The organism is Leeuwenhoekiella nanhaiensis (assembly GCF_002744755.1).
In the GTDB taxonomy this organism is placed as follows: domain Bacteria; phylum Bacteroidota; class Bacteroidia; order Flavobacteriales; family Flavobacteriaceae; genus Leeuwenhoekiella; species Leeuwenhoekiella nanhaiensis.
The window spans coordinates 406,892-424,842 of the sequence record NZ_KZ319288.1; the positions used below are offsets into that span (position 1 = coordinate 406,892).

The window sequence follows — 17,951 nt, forward strand, 5'->3', positions numbered from 1 at the left end:
CACTCCTAAAAATAATATGAAACCCCCAAACTCAGCTCTGAAGTGTCAAATTGCGCGTCAAAACTTTGAATTTTAGAATAGCTGTCGTAAGATCCCTCAGGATCTTCTAGCCGGATACTGGAATAGCCTATAAAACCCAGCGTGCCTTCCAAAGCAATCTGTTTGCTTAAAAAATAGGTTAGACCAGGTCTGAGTCCGACTCTAAAGAGACTTCCTTTTTTATACATATCTGTTATTTGTAAAATAGAGTAACTGGCCTCTGCCCTTCCGTTCAGTAAAAGACGATTTGTAATATTCCAGTATTTTTTTCCATACAGTCCAAAGCCGTAAAAGCGCTCAATACGTGCTATCTGATCATCCCCCTGATTTACGTTTATTTCTTCTTCATACCTAAACTGAAGGTTTGCTCCTACCACAAAATTTTTGGCAACTGCAACACCATAACTACTGGAAATCCCAAAGAGTTTTGACTTACCCTGGTCGATAATATCACCATAACTACCAACCTCATTTACAGAGCCGGAGTATCTAAAATCCAGTTCTAGATTTTGAGTTCCTTTGATGATACTTATTTGCTCTTCTTCGGTTTGGGCAACTGTAAATTGAACACTTAGAATAAAAAGAAAAAGTAAAGCTCTTTGCACGATAGTTTAGTTTTTGATTGATCGTGCAAATATGCCTCAAAAGCCCGCCCATCTGGCACCACAGGCATTATGTAATGATTATTTAAATGTTGCCTTTGCATTATCAACTTAAAGAATTCTTTACCTCCTCATAAAAGCAAAAATTAACTCATAAAAAAACCCGATGCTATCCGCATCGGGTTTTCTAATTAAAGAAGCTACTGTTTACACTTTAGCAGTGCTTTTTGCTTCACTTCTTTAAGCTTATAAACTTCTGTGGTAAAGATCCCAAAACAAGTTTGGGATAAGCAATTCACACGCATTCACCTAGAGGCGAATGCGGCTCTCTGCTTACTTCACCTCTTCAAAATCTACATCTTCCACATCGCTGCTTGCATTACCTTCAGCTTTACCTCCGGCTTGTCCTGCGTCAGGACCCGGTTGTGCACCACCCTGAGCACCTTCAGCCTGTGCTTTATAAATCTCTTCAGAAGCAGACTTCCAGATTTCATTTAAGTTGTCTAATGCAGGCTGCACCTTCTCAACTTCTCCGGTAGCGTGTGCTTTCTTCAATTCTTCAAGAGCACCTTCAATTTTCGATTTATTATCGGCAGAAAGCTTATCGCCAGACTCTTTCAAAAGCTTTTCAGTTTGGAATACCATCTGATCGGCTTCGTTCAATTTATCTACTTTTTCTTTTGCCTTAGCATCAGCTTCCGCATTTGCTTCCGCTTCCGCTTTCATCTTTTTGATTTCTTCTTCGGTAAGACCTGAAGAAGCTTCAATACGGATGTCTTGTTTCTTACCAGTCGCTTTATCTTCGGCACTTACTTTAATGATACCATTAGCATCAATATCAAAAGTAACCTCGATTTGTGGCGTACCGCGTTGTGCTGGTGGAATACCGTCTAAATGGAAACGACCAATAGTCTTGTTGTCATTTGCCATAGGACGTTCACCCTGCAATACGTGAATTTCCACACTTGGCTGATTGTCTGCTGCGGTAGAGAATACCTGAGATTTTTTCGTAGGAATAGTTGTGTTGGCCTCAATTAACTTGGTCATCACACCACCCATAGTCTCAATACCTAATGAAAGCGGAGTTACATCGAGTAACAATACATCTTTCACGTCACCGGTAAGAACACCACCCTGAATCGCAGCACCTACAGCAACTACCTCATCAGGATTCACTCCTTTACTTGGTTTTTTGCCAAAGAACTTCTCAACAGCTTCCTGTACTGCAGGAATACGGGTTGAACCACCTACTAAGATGATCTCGTCAATATCACTCTTAGAAAGTCCGGCAGCTTTAAGTGCAGACTCACAAGGCTCAATCGTTCTGCGTACCAGATCGTCAATCAATTGCTCAAACTTAGAACGGGTTAGCGTACGCACCAGGTGTTTTGGTCCGCTGGCAGTAGCCGTTACATAAGGCAGGTTGATTTCGGTTTGGCTTGAAGATGATAATTCAATCTTCGCTTTTTCAGCAGCTTCTTTAAGACGTTGTAAAGCCATTGGGTCTTTACGCAGGTCCATATCTTCCTCTGCCTTAAATTCTTCAGCTAACCAGTTGATGATTTTGCTATCCACGTCATCACCACCTAAGTGCGTGTCTCCGTCTGTAGCCAATACTTCAAATACACCGTCACCCAACTCCAGGATAGACACGTCATGCGTACCACCACCAAAGTCAAATACTACGATTTTCTGATCGCTGTCTTTTTTATCTAGACCGTAAGCCAAAGCTGCAGCAGTAGGCTCGTTGATGATACGCTCTACTTTAAGACCTGCAATCTCTCCGGCTTCTTTGGTTGCCTGACGCTGCGAGTCATTAAAGTAGGCAGGTACGGTAATTACCGCCCCAGTCACATCCTGACCTAAATAATCTTCTGCTGTTTTCTTCATTTTCTGAAGAATCATTGCAGACAATTCCTGCGGAGTATATAAACGACCATCCACATCTACACGAGGCGTATCGTTGTCTCCTTTTACTACTTTATAAGCAGAGTTATCTACTTCTTTTGAAGACTCGCTAAACTTATTCCCCATAAAACGCTTGATCGAAGAGATCGTTTTGGTTGGGTTAGTTACTGCTTGTCTTTTTGCAGGGTCCCCTACTTTAATTTCGCCACCTTCTACAAATGCAATTACCGAAGGTGTTGTTCTTTTTCCTTCGCCGTTAGGTATTACCACAGGCTCGTTACCCTCCATTACGGCAACGCACGAGTTTGTAGTACCTAAGTCGATTCCTATGATTTTACTCATTATATATAATTTTAAGTGTTATTAATTTTTGTTCGCACACTTAAAGTCAATCTTTGTGCCACCACAAAATCACTGACAAGCTGTCAGAATTTCTTTTTGGGCAAGTCAGCAATCGCTTTCAAAGAGCGCTTGCTGTCGGGCTATACGCTGCAATCTTGTGGGGCTAAAGTCCCCGCAAGGATTTCCGCTGCTATCCCTCTTGCGGAAGTGAGACAGGAGATCTTAGATATCAGACTTGAGATTTTAGACCTGAGACCTAAGACCTGAGAAGAATAAAGAACAAAGAGAATAGAAAACAACAAACCCCATAGCGTAAACAGCCAGCTATAAAACAAAACCGAAAAACGGAGAACCCTAAACCAGGCTCAGTGCATTTTCAATATCGGCAACAAGATCTTCCTCGTGTTCCAGACCTACAGACAGCCTCACGAGGCGCTCATTGATACCCATGAATTCTTTCATTTCAGGATCAAGACCCACGTGCGTCATCGTGGCGGGATGCTGCCCCAGACTTTCGGTGCTGCCCAGACTCACCGCCAGTTTTACCAGTTTGAGACTGTTGAGAAATTTAAAAGCTTCGGCTTCTTTACCTTTTACTTCAAAGGCAATCATAGCTCCGGGAGAGGTGTACTGTCGTTTATACAGCGCATAAGCTTCCGAAACTTCCGGCAGGCAGCCCAGATAATGTACTTTTAAGATTTTAGGATGCTTCTTAAGATACGCGGCGACCCGCTCTGCGGTGCGTGCCTGTTGTTCCATACGTACTTTTAGAGTCTCCAGACTGCGCAACAACAACCAGCAGGTGTGCGGACTCGCCATATTCCCTAAAAACGTACGCAATACCTTGATGCGTTGCATAACCGCAGCATTACCCAGCACCGCCCCGGCAATCAAGTCACTGTGTCCGCCCAGATATTTGGTAGCCGAATAAATCACGATATCTGCACCGTGCTCTAGCGGACTGCACCACAACGGCCCCATATAGGTATTGTCAGTCGCCAGGTGTACCTTTTTGTCACTCCTGCTGTAGCGGTCTGCCAGTCTTCTGCACATCGCGATATCAATCAGCTCATTGGTGGGGTTAGCGGGCGTTTCAATATAAATTAAGCTCAGCTTATGGGCTTTACCGCTTTCGTCAAGCAGTTTTGCAATATCCGCCTCATCCTGATCGGGTCTAAAACCAATAGCCTCTACTCCTATTTCCTTTAAAAAATGATTGATAAAATGATCCGTTCCGCCATAGGTGGGTCGGCTGTACAGCAATAGATCACCTGGCTTTAAAAACTCGAGCATTACCGTGCTTATGGCAGACATTCCGCTTTCAAAAACCGCACACTGCTCTGCCTTATCCCAAAGCGACAGTCGGTCTTCAAGAATCTCCAGATTGGGATTATTAATGCGACTGTAAATAAGCCCCAGTTCTTCCTGGTCTGCCTTTTCGCGCAGCCCGTAAGCCACTTCAAAAAAAGCCTTTCCGGTTTCTGCAGTTTTAAAGACAAAAGTAGAAGTTTGAAATACCGGTGGTTTGATCGCACCTTCAGAAAGTTCGGGTTTGTAACCGTGGGTCATCATTAAGCTTTCGGGATTCATAGGAGTCTAGTTTTAATTGTTTGGTAAAACTACCAATAACCAGACTCAGATTTGGAATACCTCATAAAATCCATAATTTTTCCTATTTTTAAAAATAAAACAGGAAAACAACCATCAATCTTTCGTCCCCATAAGCGATATAACGGAAAAATTCCCCTTTATGAAACTCGACGACACCGATAAAAAACTGCTTGCCATCCTACAGGAAGACAGTAAAACCCCAATAAAAGACATCGCATCCCGCCTAAATCTGACTAAAACGCCTATTTATGAGCGTATCAAACGTTATGAGCAGGAAGGTATCATCAGCAAATATGTTGGCGTACTCGACCCGTCTAAGCTAGACACGGTTATGGTCGTCTTTTGTTCCGTTTCTTTGGAAAGCCAAAAACTGGACGCCCTTGAGTCTTTTGACAAAGCCGTTGCAGACATTCCTGAGGTGGTTGAATGCTATCTTATGGGTGGCGCTAACGACTTTTTACTAAAAGTGGTGGTTAAAGATTTACAGGCGTATCATACCTTTTCTTCCGGGAAGCTGGCAGCTCTACCCAATGTTTCTCAAATAAAAAGTACGTTTGTATTGAATGAAGTAAAGCGATCAACCGTGATCCCGATCTTCTAAACCCCTGCTTGTGCCGGCAAACCTACATTCTTCTTCTAAAAAAAAGATTTTATACCGCAGCCTGTTGTGGCTTTTTGGTATCTATCTGCTCATCGCTCTGATCAAAACACTGCTTGCCACTATGTTCCCCGGAGTGGAAACATCCGGTTATTCGCAAAGCGGAATAACCGAAATGCTGCGCAACAATCCCTTTAAAGCTGCCGTGATGATACTACTGGTCGCACCTATGGTTGAAGAGTGTATGCACCGCAGCCTGCTGAAACCCTCGCATCTGGATGTCGTGCTCTTCTGCTCCTCGTGGATCGTTTACGCTACCAACCTCTTTATCCCTGAAGATGTAAACTGGCTGGTACGCGTTCTCTTTTTGTTCATCTTTCTGGGCTGCCTGACGTACATTGGCGTTCAGCTTTTAAATCCCTATAAATTGCGTCATTTAAGGGTTTGGCTTACCCGGCACTACAAATGGATTTGGATGATCACATCCGTAAGCTTCGGCTTGATGCACATCACCAATTATGTAGCCGTTTTTACCATAAACCTTCCTTTGTTTTTCAATATTCTGCCGCGGATTGCTTCCGGTTTTATATTCGGCTATATCAAGCTTAAAAACCGGCATATCCTGTGGTCTGTTGCCGCACATGCGCTTAACAATCTCGTTCCTTTCATTATCCTCGTACTGCTCTATCAATTGAATTCGTAAGCTTTGCGCCATACTGCTTTAACAAAGCCTTGGCGATTAATACGTTTGGGGTTTCGTACTTTGTAGGTAAACCAAAAAATTATATTTATGAAGGCGATACAAGTCCCTAAAGCGGGTGCAGACTTCAACATTATTGACGTTGACATCCCAACCCCAAAAGAAAATGAAGTATTAATTAAAGTGGAAGCCTGCGGTATTTGCCACAGTGACAATATGGTCAAGGAAGGACACTTCCCGGGTATCGAATATCCACGGGTGCCCGGCCACGAGGTTGTAGGTATTGTTGATGCGGTAGGCAACAACGTTAAGCAATGGAAAAAAGGACAGCGCGTGGGCGTAGGCTGGCATGGAGGGCATTGCTTTGAATGCGAACCCTGTCGCCGCGGTAAGTTTATTAACTGCGAAAATGCCAAAATTGCGGGTATCTCCTACGATGGCGGTTATGCCGAATATATGACCGCTCCGCAGGAAGCCATCGCGGCTATCCCCGAAGAATTAAAGTCGGAAGAAGCTGCTCCTTTGCTTTGTGCCGGTATCACGGTGTACAATGCGATGCGTAATAGCAACATCAGAGCCGGAGACGTGGTTGCCATTCAGGGAATAGGTGGTTTGGGTCACCTGGCTGTTCAATATGCTAACAAAATGGGAATGCGCACGGTTGCGATTTCTACTTCAGATGACAAAAAGAAACTAGCACACGATCTGGGCGCGCATCATTTTATCGCTACAGACGATCAGGATGCGGTTGAAGAATTACAAAAACTGGGCGGTGCCAAACTTATTGTAGCCACCGCACCTTATGCGGATGCCATTACTTCAGTAATTGACGGTCTGGGCATTGATGGCGAACTCATTTGTATTGGTGCAACCGGCGATCCGATAAAGGTATCTCCTATGCAGTTGCTTATGGCCCGCAAATCGGTTTCCGGATGGCCAAGCGGTACCGCGATGGATAGCGAAGACACGCTCAATTTCAGCGCGCTCACCGGCACCAAACCCATGATTGAAACCTTCAAATTTGACGATGTAGAAGAAGCCTTCAGTAAAATGATGAACAACAAAGCCCGTTTCCGCGTGGTTTTGGTTCCTTAAAGAAGATTTTCAAGAAGATACAAAACGACCGTCCGGAGTATTCGAACGGTCGTTTTTATTTGGCTTAATAATTGATCCTCGAAATTTCATATTAATCATCAAAGCATATTATGAAAAACTACTTCCTCCTTGTACTACTCGCTATTTTCTTCAATTGCAAAAACACTGATAAAAATATTTCTGAATCTATTATCACAAAAGAATTTACAGACTTTAATCAGATTGAACCTTTATTAAATTATAATAAAGTAAGCGATACTGTTCTGTACGGTAACCTTAATTTTCCTGGTTTCGGTATTCTCCATCTTCAAAAAGAAAATGTAGATCTTATACTTTTCAATAAAATTACTTTGGACTCTTTTCAAAATAGAACCTACACAATTCTTGACATGCTAGCTATTCAAAACCTTAAACAAAACGAGTTTATTACAATTGGATATTGTGAATTTGAAAATGAGCAAAACGAAAACCTAATCGCAATTGTTGACAAGACTTACAGTATTTCAATTGAACGCATTAATGCGGCTTGGCAAGTAAATACTGTTACCCGAAAGATTGAGTCGATAACTGATCTGAGCAGCATTAAATGCGTTAATGAGCTTTATGATTAAAATAAATAATAAAACCGGCTAATGCGATTTCTCCTTACCGCTCGAAATGACTTAAGAATTCAAAATTTAAAGTTCAAAATTCAAGGAATGTTATTTCTGATTTTGTATTTCCGACTTCGTATTTAGTATTTCTAATTTTGTCTTTTCTCTTTCGTCTAAAATATCACATCTGCCATCTAAAATCTAATCCGAATCAATCGTAAGCAGCTCACTCCACTGCGTGGTATATCGCGGACTGCGATCTTTTTTAATCAATTCCCACTGATTCATTCGGTTACCTACTAAAGCTGAAGACACCGTAGATTTCCCAAACTTCTGGTTAATCTTGTCTATGGTTTTCATCAGATCAGACCGGCAGGCCGGAATTTCGGCATCAAACAAACTGGTCTGCACGTATTCCTGAGGAATGAGTCCGCACAGGTTCACTCCCACTTTTTTGTAGCGGTAACCGGGTTTGTAGATGGTATGCAGGGCCTTTTTGGCTTCCCGGGTAAGTACATAGGTATTGTTCGAGGCAGTAGGCAAGGTAACCGTCACACTCTTAGAATACTGCCTGTCGCGCTCACTGTGGTAATTGGTTTGCAAAAACACCTGAACGTACTGCGCACACGAATGCTGCTTGCGCAACACTTCGCTTACCTCAGCGATATAATAGGCACAGGCTTCTTCAATCAGATCAAGACTGGTCAGTTTAGAGCCAAAGGATTTTGCGGTACCAATGGCCTTTTTAGCCCGGGGCAGCATCTCGAGTGAAAGGCAGGATTCGCCCCGCAGTTCCCTCCAAATACGCTCGCCAACCACGGTCATATGTTTGCGCACCCAGTCTACCGAAACTCCGTAAGCAAAATCATAGGCCTTAAAAATCCCCCTGTTGTGCAAACGCTGCCGGTGCTTTTTCCCGATTCCCCAGATATCTTTGAGTTCGGCTGCCTGGAGTGCCTGAATACATTTCTCCTGTGTATCCAAAACGCAGACGTGGTCATACTTCTTGATTTTTTTAGCCATTTTGTTGGCCAGCTTCGCCAAAACTTTGGTGGGCGCAATCCCCACGCCTACCGGTAAGCCCGTATGCCTTAAAATAGTTTCCTTGATGTTTAAACCGTGCCGGCGCAGATCTACAAAACGCATATTCGACAGATCTACAAAAGACTCGTCAATACTGTAAATCTCTACATTCGGCGAGAAAAATTTCAAGGTATTCATCACCCGCTGAGACATTTCGCCATACAGGGTATAGTTCGACGAAAAAAACTCAACCCGGTTTTCAATCAGCAGCTTTTTGATTTTAAAAACCGGTTCAAACATAGGTATTTCGGTCAGGGCCTTGGCTTCTTTGTTGGCCGCGATCACACAACCGTCGTTATTGCTGAGCACCACCACAGGCTTGCCCCACAAATCAGGTCTGAAAACCTGTTCACAGGAAGCATAAAAACTGTTGCAATCTACTAAAGCAATCATATGACATCGTGAATGATAAACGTAATCATTCCCCAAAGCGTGAGTTCCTCGCGGTCTTTGGGGTTTGAGGCCAGACGTTCAATTTTAAAGTTACCGTCCTCAACCACAACGGCCAACTTACCCACGCATGTGGGCAACGAGCGGTCCACAATAAGCACATCGCGATCCAGGATGTGGTGCTCGCGGTATCCATCGCCCTTTACCCGAATGAAAAAAGTGGCATCCCGGTTCTTCGTGAGTATGCGATTGAGGTCGATGCGACTTTCGAGGTAATGTGTTGCCGGACTCGGAAAACCGGTCTGCTCTGAGGTTCCTGCCTGATGAACCTCATCAGGTACTCTTACAGGTGCTACATAATCAAATTCCATATTCCAAAATTATGGAAATATTCCTTTTAAATGGAATATTTCCTGTTAATTAACAGCCGGGCGAAAACGGTGTAGCACTCTTTAAAAAAACCTAACTTAGCGCCCCAAATTGAAGTTATGCGTAAGATTGAAAGCATCAGCGTTTTTGATATGTTGAAAATAGGCGTTGGTCCCTCAAGCTCACACACACTGGGTCCCTGGCGGGCCGCACTGCGTTGGATTGAGAAGCTAAAAGCCAAAGCTTATTTTGATCAGGTAAGCGAAATTCAGGTGGAACTTTATGGCTCCCTCTCGCTCACCGGTAAAGGCCACGCCACAGATATCGCGGTATTGCTGGGTCTTGAAGGTTTAGACCCGCAAGAGTTTCCGGTGGAAGAGATTCCGCAGATTACCGAACGCATTCAAACTAAAAACCTGTTGCTGCTCAATTCGGAGCGGGAAATCGCATTCAACCCTTCCGAGCAAATCGTTTTCAATAAAAAATTTAAAGAGTTTCACCCTAACGGAATCACCTTTCGCGCGCAGCTTTCCAACGGAAAACGCACTTCAGAGACCTACTACTCCATCGGCGGCGGCTTTGTAGTTCAAAAAGAACGTTTAAACAGTAAGAAGCAGCAGCAAAAACTGCAGGAGTTTCCCTATCCCGTGCAATCAGGAAAAGAACTTTTAGCGTTTTGTGCGAAACACAATCTGAAAATTTCGGAGCTGGTTTTGGCTAACGAAAAATCCCTGCGCAGTGAAGAAGAAATCAATTCACGCCTGAAAGACATCTGGAATGTGATGCTCGATTCGATGTATACGGGTTGCCATACCGAAGGAAAGCTTCCGGGTGGTCTCAACGTGCGCCGCAGGGCCTTTGATACGCATAAAACGCTGATTGGCGACTCGCCCTATTCTAACGCAGAAGAATGGATTACCGCTATTCGCGGTACCGAAGTGAAGTTCAGACAGATCCTGAAATGGGTTTCCTGTTTTGCGCTCGCCGTTAATGAGGTTAACGCATCGCTGGGTCGTGTGGTGACGGCACCTACAAACGGTAGTGCCGGGGTGATTCCTGCTGTGATGATGTATTATATGGTGATTGAAAATCACGATGCCAATTTTGAGGATGTCCGCCAGTTTATGCTCGTCGCCGGAGAGATTGGAAGTCTGTTTAAAAAGGGAGCAACCATCTCAGCCGCTATGGGCGGTTGTCAGGCCGAAATTGGCGTATCAAGTGCAATGGCAGCCGGTGCACTAACCGAATTGATGGGTGGTTCTCCCGAGCAGGTGCTTATGGCCAGCGAAATCGCAATGGAACATCACTTGGGGCTTACCTGTGATCCTATTGGCGGACTCGTACAAATACCCTGTATAGAGCGCAATGCGATGGGTGCCATTAAAGCTATTAATGCCTGCGAAATGGCTCTGGACACCGACGCGCGTAACGCGAAAGTGCCGCTGGATAAAGTGATTGAGACGATGTGGCAGACCGCAAAAGATATGAACTCCAAATACAAGGAAACCAGTGAAGGCGGTCTTGCGATCAATGTAGCTTTGAGTGATTGCTAGCGCAAAAACGTAGTCTTCAGCAATTGACGCATCTCGCGATCTTCGGCATAATCAAGTACGCTTTGTCGCTTTATAGTACGTGCCTCAGGAAGTGCTCCCAGCCCTAAAAGCGCTTTAATGGAAGACATATTATCCATTCCGGATTTTACCGCCCAATGAAGCGGTGTTTCGCCTATTTTATTTTTGGCATTGACATTAACACCGGCTTTGACCAGGGTCTTGATCAACTCCTCATCACCGGTATCGTAGCGATAGGCCACAAAATGCAAGAGTGTGTTATCCTCATTATCGGTCACTACGGGATTAAGACCTGCGTCGATAAGCGGTTGAATGGCCTGATTAAAATGAGCTTTTACGGCTGTAATTAAATCTTCATCCTTTGGTAATGCACCAGCCTCTAATGCCAGTTTTAAGGCTTCGGTATTTTTCACTTCAAAAGCAGCCTGTAAAGCATAATCCGGATTCTTTAAACGCTTGATCAGATAACGCGTTACCTCATTAAGCTCATTGGTTACCGCGTAAAACAGCTGACTTTTAGTAACCAAATCATCAGGTGCTTTTTCAAATAATTCCAGAGCAATGGTTTCATCCTTGGTATCAATAGCACTACGCAGTGCACGCTCATCGAGTTGAGCCCCGTAAGACAGGTTCTGATTGATGAGTTTTTGATCCTTAAGCACGATCAGGTCAACCATAATCGAATCGGGATCAATCTCTTTAGTGTCTAAAAGCACCGAAGCCAGTTTCACATTCTGTGTTCGTGCAGCACGGCGTATGAGCTCAGGATTTTTAACCGAAGCCCCTTCCCCAATTAGAAACTGAGTAATCGGTACGCTTCCAATACTTACGGATTCTTCAATCGCAGTCTGAGGTTTCGCATCATTAGTGACCAAAAGTTTGACGAGCTCAAGGTTTTCATTACGTGCTGCCAGAGCCACTTGCGTATCGGCATCAACCGCGTTCTTTTTCGTTTTAAGCACATAAGCCGAAAAATCAAGGTTGTTAGCTGCAACCGCCGTACTCAACGCCAGCTGTGGACCGCCGGAAAAATCATCGAGCGCGTCCTGAAACAGCTCGAAATCTACTGAATTCAATGCATACTCAAAAACCGGATCGGCTTGCGCTCCCTTTCTAAGACTGAGCCTTACTGCAGGTGTATTCTTTTCTAATATGGACTTCGATAAGGAGAAATCAGCTGAACCGCCAGCGTCAAGAGCCAGTTCCAAAAGCTCCAGATTATCTTTTGAGATCGAACTGCTTAACACCGCGTCAGTTACAGGAACTTTATCCTTTTCCAGAAAATAGCGGAATAAAGACGTATCGCTGGCATCTGCCACCACTTCAAGCGCCTCAGCAGAAGTGGGCGTCACCGCTTTAACGCGGTCAATGACTTCCTGATTTTTAGTCCCGGTAGCCAGCTTTAGAATCTGGGGATCGGCAACTGCCCCATAGTCGATAAATTTTTCGGTAAGGGCAGTATCTGCATTGATAACTGCCAGAGCCAGCATTTCGCGATCTGCTTTAAATTCGGCATACTCCAGACTCATCAGGGCTTTAGTCACTTCATAATTGTTGAGTTCTACAGCGAAGGCCACATCATTATTTCGCGGTTCCGCACCTTCACGCAACAGTGCGTAAATCACCTCGGGCTCCTGATAGGCAACCGCCTTATAAATCATATTGTTTTTGGGCTTGGCGCCACGTTCGAGCAAGGTCAGTGCTTTCACTTTGCTGAATACCTCAGGATCAAAAGCTACATCAAGATCTTCGGTGGTAGGTTTTACCCCAAAATCAAAAATGGTATTGAGCACCTCCGCATCGTCAAAATTTTGAACAGCGGCTTTTACCACGGCCTCAGTGCGCGTAGAAACGCCCTGAAAATACAAATCACGCAACAAATCGAGATCTCCTCGAGCTGCTGCGGACACCACTTCTGAACTCAATGCATAATTGTAGGAGCTGGGTTGCGAGCCCAGAGGTTGCTGTGCTTTTTGCTGCTCAAGACTGTAGGTGATTTTAAACACATCCCCGTCAATGGTTGTAATTTCTACTTCCTTCTCTACCACTCCAACCAGGGCATCCTTAAAATAGGCATGGGCTTCGGGTGGCCCGGAAACAAAAAGCGTCGTACGCCCCTGCCCTTTTTCCAACTTTTTAGTATCGTCCCAAACGCTTACGTAAGCCGCTTTTAACTCTTCCGGTGAAATCGTAAAGTCCAATACTTTATTTAAAGTGATTTCTTCGTCAGTAAGCAGCGTGTTTAGATCAATACCCTGATATTCGATCAAAGCAGCAGTATTCATAGGTTCACCATGAGCATTAAAACTGCCGTAGAACAAATCACCTATGTATTCTGTACGTTCCTGCTCTTCAGCCTTGCCTTCGCTGGCCTTTACTATCGAATGTACCTTTTGCCGAAACTGCAAACTGTATTTTTTAAAAAAGTCTGAGGCTTCTTCCTGCGCCTGCCAGGAAACAGATTGTTTTTTAGCACGATCTATCGCAGCCTGAAGCAGATAGCGCCGGTGATCCAAATCTGGAACATCGGGAAAATTTTTAGTCGAAAGCAAATTAGTAAGCTCTACCAGATTAGCATCTAAAATCACAGCATTAGTTTTGGTAACGCTTTGTGCCCAGCGTTCATCCCAGATTTCATTGACATCACCACCACGGGTAAATCGCTGCGGAGGCCCCATTTTGATATACGGATTGGTAAGCGAATCACCACGCTGTTGCCGCCCAACCTCTTTTAAAAGTTCTTCTTTAAATTCGTCTTCGGTATAAGGCGAATTAATAAAATCTGCATTGCTCACGAAGTTTCGGGTCAAAAAGATTCCGCCGTAGGTAACGTGATCGGTGTAATGCGTACCAAACCAGGAAATAAAACCTTCGGGCGAAAGATCCCTGCCCAGGCGCTTTACTGCATCAATAAATGCTTCAGAAAGCCTATTGTTTGAAAGACGTAAATCATAAAGCGGTACTTTCCGCAAGGTATATACAAAAATGAGTTTGTCTTTTTGCGCAGCATCAACATTGGTATTGTAAGCTTTGGTAAAACGTGCCGAAAAAGCCCGGTCTGAAGTATCAGCCTGAAGAATTTGTTGCTCAAACACGTGTGCAGTATGAAGCAGGTAGTAATTGAGACTTGAAGCTGATTGAGTTTTTAATTTCGTAGTAGAAAGCTTTTGGGTTTTATTTTGCGTAAACACCGATATTGCACGCTCTGAAATAACAGAATTCTGCCCCAGGTCAAAGCCGTCTGCAAACCGAATATCAACCGTAAAACCCGGTTGTAACGGCAATTGAGCTTCCGCATCTTGCGAAAACACACCTGAAGCAGAAAAAACAGCCAGAAAAATAAAGAAATACAGGCGCAGCCCCACTTTTAAATTGGTTTAAAAACGTTATTAATTTAGGGGTATTCGCTAAGGGAGTTTGAAGATAGGGAATAGTTCTAAAAAGGAAAAACTTATTCGCAACCTTCACCCCTGCGGGTGTCTACAATGTAAAAAATCTTCCAGCGGTCTTCTTCATAGAGCATCTGAAAACTATTAGCGCCACAATGGCTCAGCTCTTCATTAATGTAAAACTCGTAGGGCGTCCAAACGTTAGCCATTAAACCGTCTGACTGGGTTTTATAATCCAGAATACGCTCTTCAAAAACCATATTTTCAGGTATCGAAGCAATGGATTTTAGGAAATCATCAAATGTTGTCGTGCTCAATCGCACCTCTTCGTTCTTTACCCCAAGAGATTGCATTTTTATTCGGCTGTGAACTAATTCGCGCATAGCAAGGGTGTCCTGCTGGTGAAAAGCGTTGAAGAATGCGATGACAACTTCCTCAGGTTCAGAAAAGAACTGAGCCTGCGCCTGAACAAGTGAAAAAAGCAATGCTAAAGTTAAAAAGCCGGTACGCATCTGTGTTTGTAGTTTTATGGTGAATGCGTGAGTAATTTACTACTTTTACCCGCATTTTAAAATTGGCATATGTCTGCAGCAAAAAAAGAATACAAAAGAATAACGGTAAAATCACTTACCGAAATGAAAAGCCACGGTGAAAAAATCGCGATGCTCACCGCATACGATTACACTTTGGCCAAAATTGTAGACCGTGCCGGTATAGACGTGATTTTGGTGGGTGATTCGGCTTCTAATGTGATGGCCGGGCACGAGACCACACTTCCTATTACTTTAGACCAAATGATTTACCATGCTTCATCGGTAATACGCGCTATAAAACGCTCACTGGTGGTGGTAGATTTACCTTTTGGGAGTTATCAGAGTGATCCTAAAGAAGCTTTGCGCTCAGCCATACGCATTATGAAAGAAAGCGGAGGTCACGCTTTAAAACTCGAAGGAGGTTCGGAGATCAAAGAATCGGTAAAACGTATTCTGAATGCGGGTATTCCGGTAATGGGACATCTGGGTCTTACTCCGCAATCTATTTATAAATTTGGCACCTATACGGTACGCGCTAAGGAAGAGGCTGAAGCCGAAAAACTAAAACAAGATGCCTTGTTACTCGAAAAACTGGGTTGTTTTGCACTGGTGCTTGAAAAAGTGCCCAGCGCCCTGGCCAAAGAAGTCGCCGAAAGTCTTACCATTCCGGTAATTGGAATCGGTGCAGGAAATGGGGTTGATGGGCAGGTACTCGTAATGCACGATATGCTGGGAATGAGCAAGGAGTTTAGTCCGCGCTTCTTAAGACGTTATCTCGATTTACATACGCTGATGACCGGCGCTTTCGAGCAATATATCACAGATGTTAAAGCGGTGGACTTCCCGAATGAGGAGGAGCAGTATTAAGATTTGAGATATTAGACATTAGATGTAAGACTTGAGTAACTAGAAGATCAAATTTAAAAGGAGGTCTATTATTTAGATTATTTAATCTCCATTTTACACTAGTAACTTCTAACTTTTAACCCTTAACTCCAGAAGATGCACAGTAATAAAGACAACCTGCAGGTTCTTTATGAGGACAACCACATCATCGTGGTCAATAAGCGCCCGGGAGATATTGTGCAGGGTGACAAAACCGGCGATAAGCCGTTAAGCGAGGTGGTCAAAAGTTACATCGGCGAGAAATACAACAAACCGGGAGCGGTTTATCTAGGTGTTGTACATCGCCTGGACCGCCCTACCAGTGGGATTGTGATTTTCTCACGGACTTCAAAAGCCTTGCCCAGACTTAATAAGCTATTTGCCAAAAAAGAGGCTAAAAAAACCTATTGGGCTGTGGTGAAAAATGCCCCGCCAAAACTTCAGGATACCCTGGTGCATTATTTAAAACGCAATCCCAAGCAGAATAAATCCTACAGCCATGTTAACGAGGTGCCCGACAGTAAAAAGGGCATTTTAGAATATAAGGTCATCCAGGAACTGAATAATTATTACCTGCTGGAAATAGACTTACATACCGGCAGACATCATCAGATTCGCTCGCAACTGGCTGCGATTGGTTGCCCCATAAAAGGCGATTTAAAATACGGCTTCGACCGAAGCAATCCCGACGGTAGTATACATCTGCACTCCCGAAAACTGGTGCTCACCCACCCGGTTCAAAAAGAAGAAATGACCTTTATCGCCCCGCCTCCCACAGGCGATGCGATCTGGAAAGCCTGTATTTAGAGTTTTAGAAGTTGGTGTGATTTAGTAAATTTCATTGGGCTTAGCCCAAAATAAATTTCTAAACGCGCTTGCGATGAATAAATGCACTACGCTCCTTATGCTGCTCCTGACCGTTTCACTTTGGTCACAGCAAGCAGACACGCTCAATCAGACTCAAAAGATGAACTGGTTTAAAGACGCAAAATTGGGAATCTTTATTCACTGGGGATTGTATGCTGTGAATGGAATTGACGAATCCTGGTCGTTTTACAACGGCTATATTTCGCACGAGGATTATTTAAAGCAAACCGCAGGTTTTACTGCCAAAGCCTATGATCCCGAAGCCTGGGTTGATTTAATAGCTGAAAGTGGCGCCAAATACTCGGTTATTACCTCTAAACATCACGATGGTTTTGCACTTTGGAACACCAGATATGGCAATTTAAACGCAATTGAAAACAGTGCTGCAAAAAAAGATGTGCTTTCTCCATTTGTTAAAGCGCTTCGTGAACATAAACTTAAAGTGGGTATATATTATTCATTACCCGACTGGTCTTATCCCGATTATACCAATTTTACCCGTGATTCCCTTCGGTATAAAATCACAGAAGAACCCCAGCGCTGGGAGACTTTTTTGAACCACTATCAGGGTCAGTTAGGTGAATTGTCGAAACAGTACAAACCTGATTTATGGTGGTTTGATGGGGACTGGGAACACAATGCTGAAGAATGGCAGGCTACAAAAGTAAAAGCGATGCTGCTTGAAGACAACCCTCAGACGATAATCAACTCACGGCTGGCTAATCAGGGAGATTACGCTACGCCTGAGCAGGGAATGCCTATTGTTAGACCTAAAGACACCTACTGGGAGTTGTGCATGACGCTGAATAACTCCTGGGGGTATCAGCCCAACGATACTAATTACAAAACGACCAACCAGGTGATTGGGATTTTTGCCGATGTTATTGGTAACGGGGGCAATCTATTGCTCGATATAGGGCCAAAATCAGACGGAAGCATTCCTGAAGAGCAGGAATCAATACTGAAAGATTTGGAACGCTGGACAGACAAACACGCCGAAGCTATTTATGGTACACGCGCCGGGATCCCCAAAGAGCATTTTTACGGCCCGTCAACCCTCAATAAAGAACGGAATATTTTATATCTCTTTGTAAAGGGAAATCCCAATGGAGAAGTCGTGGTTCGCGGACTGAAAAATAAAATTAATCGCATTTACGTCGTAGGCGAAGGTACTAAGCTTGATCATCAGGTTGTAGGTAAAGTGTATTGGAGTCAATATCCCGGGATCACGTACATCAAAGTTCCTGATTATGTTTTAGATGAACATATGACGGTACTCGCACTGTTACTGGATGGTGAAGTAGATTTATACCGGGAGGAAGGTGCTGTGATTGAATCGAATTAGTTTGGGTTGCGGGTTGCGGGTTGCGGGTTGC

15 protein-coding genes are annotated in these 17,951 nt (G+C 43.9%); 8 read left to right on the forward strand and 7 right to left on the reverse strand.

The window, feature by feature from the left end; genetic code table 11:
- Positions 1-5: 5 nt before the first annotated feature.
- The 3 genes from CJ305_RS05525 to CJ305_RS05535 all read right to left on the reverse strand — a co-directional run bounded on the left by CJ305_RS05525 (position 6) and on the right by CJ305_RS05535 (position 4,481).
- On the reverse strand, positions 6-644 hold the full coding sequence (locus CJ305_RS05525) for a hypothetical protein (protein WP_099645247.1): 639 nt from the start codon (positions 642-644) through the stop codon (positions 6-8).
- A 330-nt stretch (positions 645-974) separates the two neighbouring features.
- Entirely contained in the window at positions 975-2,891 is a 1,917-nt protein-coding gene (dnaK, locus tag CJ305_RS05530; RefSeq protein WP_099645248.1) for a molecular chaperone DnaK, read from the reverse strand.
- Positions 2,892-3,245: 354 nt separating this feature from the next.
- Positions 3,246-4,481: a cystathionine gamma-synthase family protein gene (locus tag CJ305_RS05535; RefSeq protein WP_099645249.1), complete on the reverse strand. Its 1,236-nt coding sequence runs from the start codon at positions 4,479-4,481 to the stop codon at positions 3,246-3,248.
- 160 nt (positions 4,482-4,641) lie between these two features.
- Between CJ305_RS05535 and CJ305_RS05540 the strand changes: the two genes are divergently transcribed.
- The 4 genes from CJ305_RS05540 (at position 4,642) to CJ305_RS05555 (ending at position 7,506) form a co-directional block, all read left to right on the forward strand.
- A complete protein-coding gene (locus tag CJ305_RS05540) occupies positions 4,642-5,103 on the forward strand; it encodes an Lrp/AsnC family transcriptional regulator (protein ID WP_099645250.1) in 462 nt (153 codons plus the stop codon).
- Positions 5,104-5,113: 10 nt separating this feature from the next.
- A complete protein-coding gene (locus CJ305_RS05545; protein WP_099645251.1) occupies positions 5,114-5,803 on the forward strand; it encodes a CPBP family intramembrane glutamic endopeptidase in 690 nt (229 codons plus the stop codon).
- A gap of 87 nt (positions 5,804-5,890) precedes the next feature.
- Positions 5,891-6,895 carry an alcohol dehydrogenase gene (locus tag CJ305_RS05550; RefSeq protein ID WP_099645252.1) on the forward strand — a complete coding sequence of 335 codons (1,005 nt, stop codon included), beginning with the start codon at positions 5,891-5,893 and terminating at the stop codon, positions 6,893-6,895.
- 110 nt (positions 6,896-7,005) lie between these two features.
- On the forward strand, positions 7,006-7,506 hold the full coding sequence (locus CJ305_RS05555; RefSeq protein ID WP_099645253.1) for a hypothetical protein: 501 nt from the start codon (positions 7,006-7,008) through the stop codon (positions 7,504-7,506).
- 183 nt (positions 7,507-7,689) lie between these two features.
- Here CJ305_RS05555 and CJ305_RS05560 read toward each other — a convergent pair whose 3' ends face one another.
- Complete coding sequence (locus CJ305_RS05560; protein WP_099645254.1) at positions 7,690-8,964, reverse strand: Y-family DNA polymerase; 1,275 nt, start codon at positions 8,962-8,964, stop codon at positions 7,690-7,692.
- Positions 8,961-9,332, reverse strand: a complete 372-nt coding sequence (locus tag CJ305_RS05565) for a S24 family peptidase (protein ID WP_099645255.1) — start codon at positions 9,330-9,332, stop codon at positions 8,961-8,963. Before CJ305_RS05565 ends, CJ305_RS05560 begins: the two co-directional genes overlap by 4 nt.
- A 117-nt stretch (positions 9,333-9,449) precedes the next feature.
- Between CJ305_RS05565 and CJ305_RS05570 the strand changes: the two genes are divergently transcribed.
- Positions 9,450-10,883 (forward strand): L-serine ammonia-lyase, encoded by a 1,434-nt coding sequence (locus CJ305_RS05570; protein WP_099645256.1) that lies wholly within the window; start codon positions 9,450-9,452, stop codon positions 10,881-10,883.
- Here CJ305_RS05570 and CJ305_RS05575 read toward each other — a convergent pair.
- On the reverse strand, positions 10,880-14,266 hold the full coding sequence (locus tag CJ305_RS05575) for an ankyrin repeat domain-containing protein (RefSeq protein WP_099645257.1): 3,387 nt from the start codon (positions 14,264-14,266) through the stop codon (positions 10,880-10,882). The genes CJ305_RS05570 and CJ305_RS05575 overlap by 4 nt on opposite strands.
- An 86-nt stretch (positions 14,267-14,352) precedes the next feature.
- On the reverse strand, positions 14,353-14,802 hold the full coding sequence (locus CJ305_RS05580; RefSeq protein WP_099645258.1) for a 3-methyl-2-oxobutanoate hydroxymethyltransferase: 450 nt from the start codon (positions 14,800-14,802) through the stop codon (positions 14,353-14,355).
- A 69-nt stretch (positions 14,803-14,871) separates the two neighbouring features.
- On the opposite strand from CJ305_RS05580, the gene panB reads away from it, so the two are divergent.
- The 3 genes from panB to CJ305_RS05595 all read left to right on the forward strand — a co-directional run bounded on the left by panB (position 14,872) and on the right by CJ305_RS05595 (position 17,920).
- Positions 14,872-15,690 (forward strand): 3-methyl-2-oxobutanoate hydroxymethyltransferase, encoded by an 819-nt coding sequence (panB, locus tag CJ305_RS05585; RefSeq protein WP_099645259.1) that lies wholly within the window; start codon positions 14,872-14,874, stop codon positions 15,688-15,690.
- Between the two features lie 135 nt (positions 15,691-15,825).
- A complete protein-coding gene (locus tag CJ305_RS05590; protein WP_099645260.1) occupies positions 15,826-16,515 on the forward strand; it encodes an RluA family pseudouridine synthase in 690 nt (229 codons plus the stop codon).
- Positions 16,516-16,588: 73 nt separating this feature from the next.
- On the forward strand, positions 16,589-17,920 hold the full coding sequence (locus CJ305_RS05595; protein WP_099645261.1) for an alpha-L-fucosidase: 1,332 nt from the start codon (positions 16,589-16,591) through the stop codon (positions 17,918-17,920).
- Positions 17,921-17,951 lie beyond the last annotated feature (31 nt).

Coding starts and splice junctions, on each gene's coding strand:
- CJ305_RS05540 (WP_099645250.1), top strand. CDS start 4,642: ATGAAACTCGACGACACCGATAAAAAACTGCTTGCCATCCTACAGGAA.
- CJ305_RS05580 (WP_099645258.1), bottom strand. CDS start 14,802: ATGCGTACCGGCTTTTTAACTTTAGCATTGCTTTTTTCACTTGTTCAG.
- dnaK (WP_099645248.1), bottom strand. CDS start 2,891: ATGAGTAAAATCATAGGAATCGACTTAGGTACTACAAACTCGTGCGTT.
- CJ305_RS05560 (WP_099645254.1), bottom strand. CDS start 8,964: ATGATTGCTTTAGTAGATTGCAACAGTTTTTATGCTTCCTGTGAACAG.
- CJ305_RS05555 (WP_099645253.1), top strand. CDS start 7,006: ATGAAAAACTACTTCCTCCTTGTACTACTCGCTATTTTCTTCAATTGC.
- CJ305_RS05565 (WP_099645255.1), bottom strand. CDS start 9,332: ATGGAATTTGATTATGTAGCACCTGTAAGAGTACCTGATGAGGTTCAT.
- CJ305_RS05535 (WP_099645249.1), bottom strand. CDS start 4,481: ATGAATCCCGAAAGCTTAATGATGACCCACGGTTACAAACCCGAACTT.
- CJ305_RS05590 (WP_099645260.1), top strand. CDS start 15,826: ATGCACAGTAATAAAGACAACCTGCAGGTTCTTTATGAGGACAACCAC.
- panB (WP_099645259.1), top strand. CDS start 14,872: ATGTCTGCAGCAAAAAAAGAATACAAAAGAATAACGGTAAAATCACTT.
- CJ305_RS05550 (WP_099645252.1), top strand. CDS start 5,891: ATGAAGGCGATACAAGTCCCTAAAGCGGGTGCAGACTTCAACATTATT.
- CJ305_RS05595 (WP_099645261.1), top strand. CDS start 16,589: ATGAATAAATGCACTACGCTCCTTATGCTGCTCCTGACCGTTTCACTT.
- CJ305_RS05570 (WP_099645256.1), top strand. CDS start 9,450: ATGCGTAAGATTGAAAGCATCAGCGTTTTTGATATGTTGAAAATAGGC.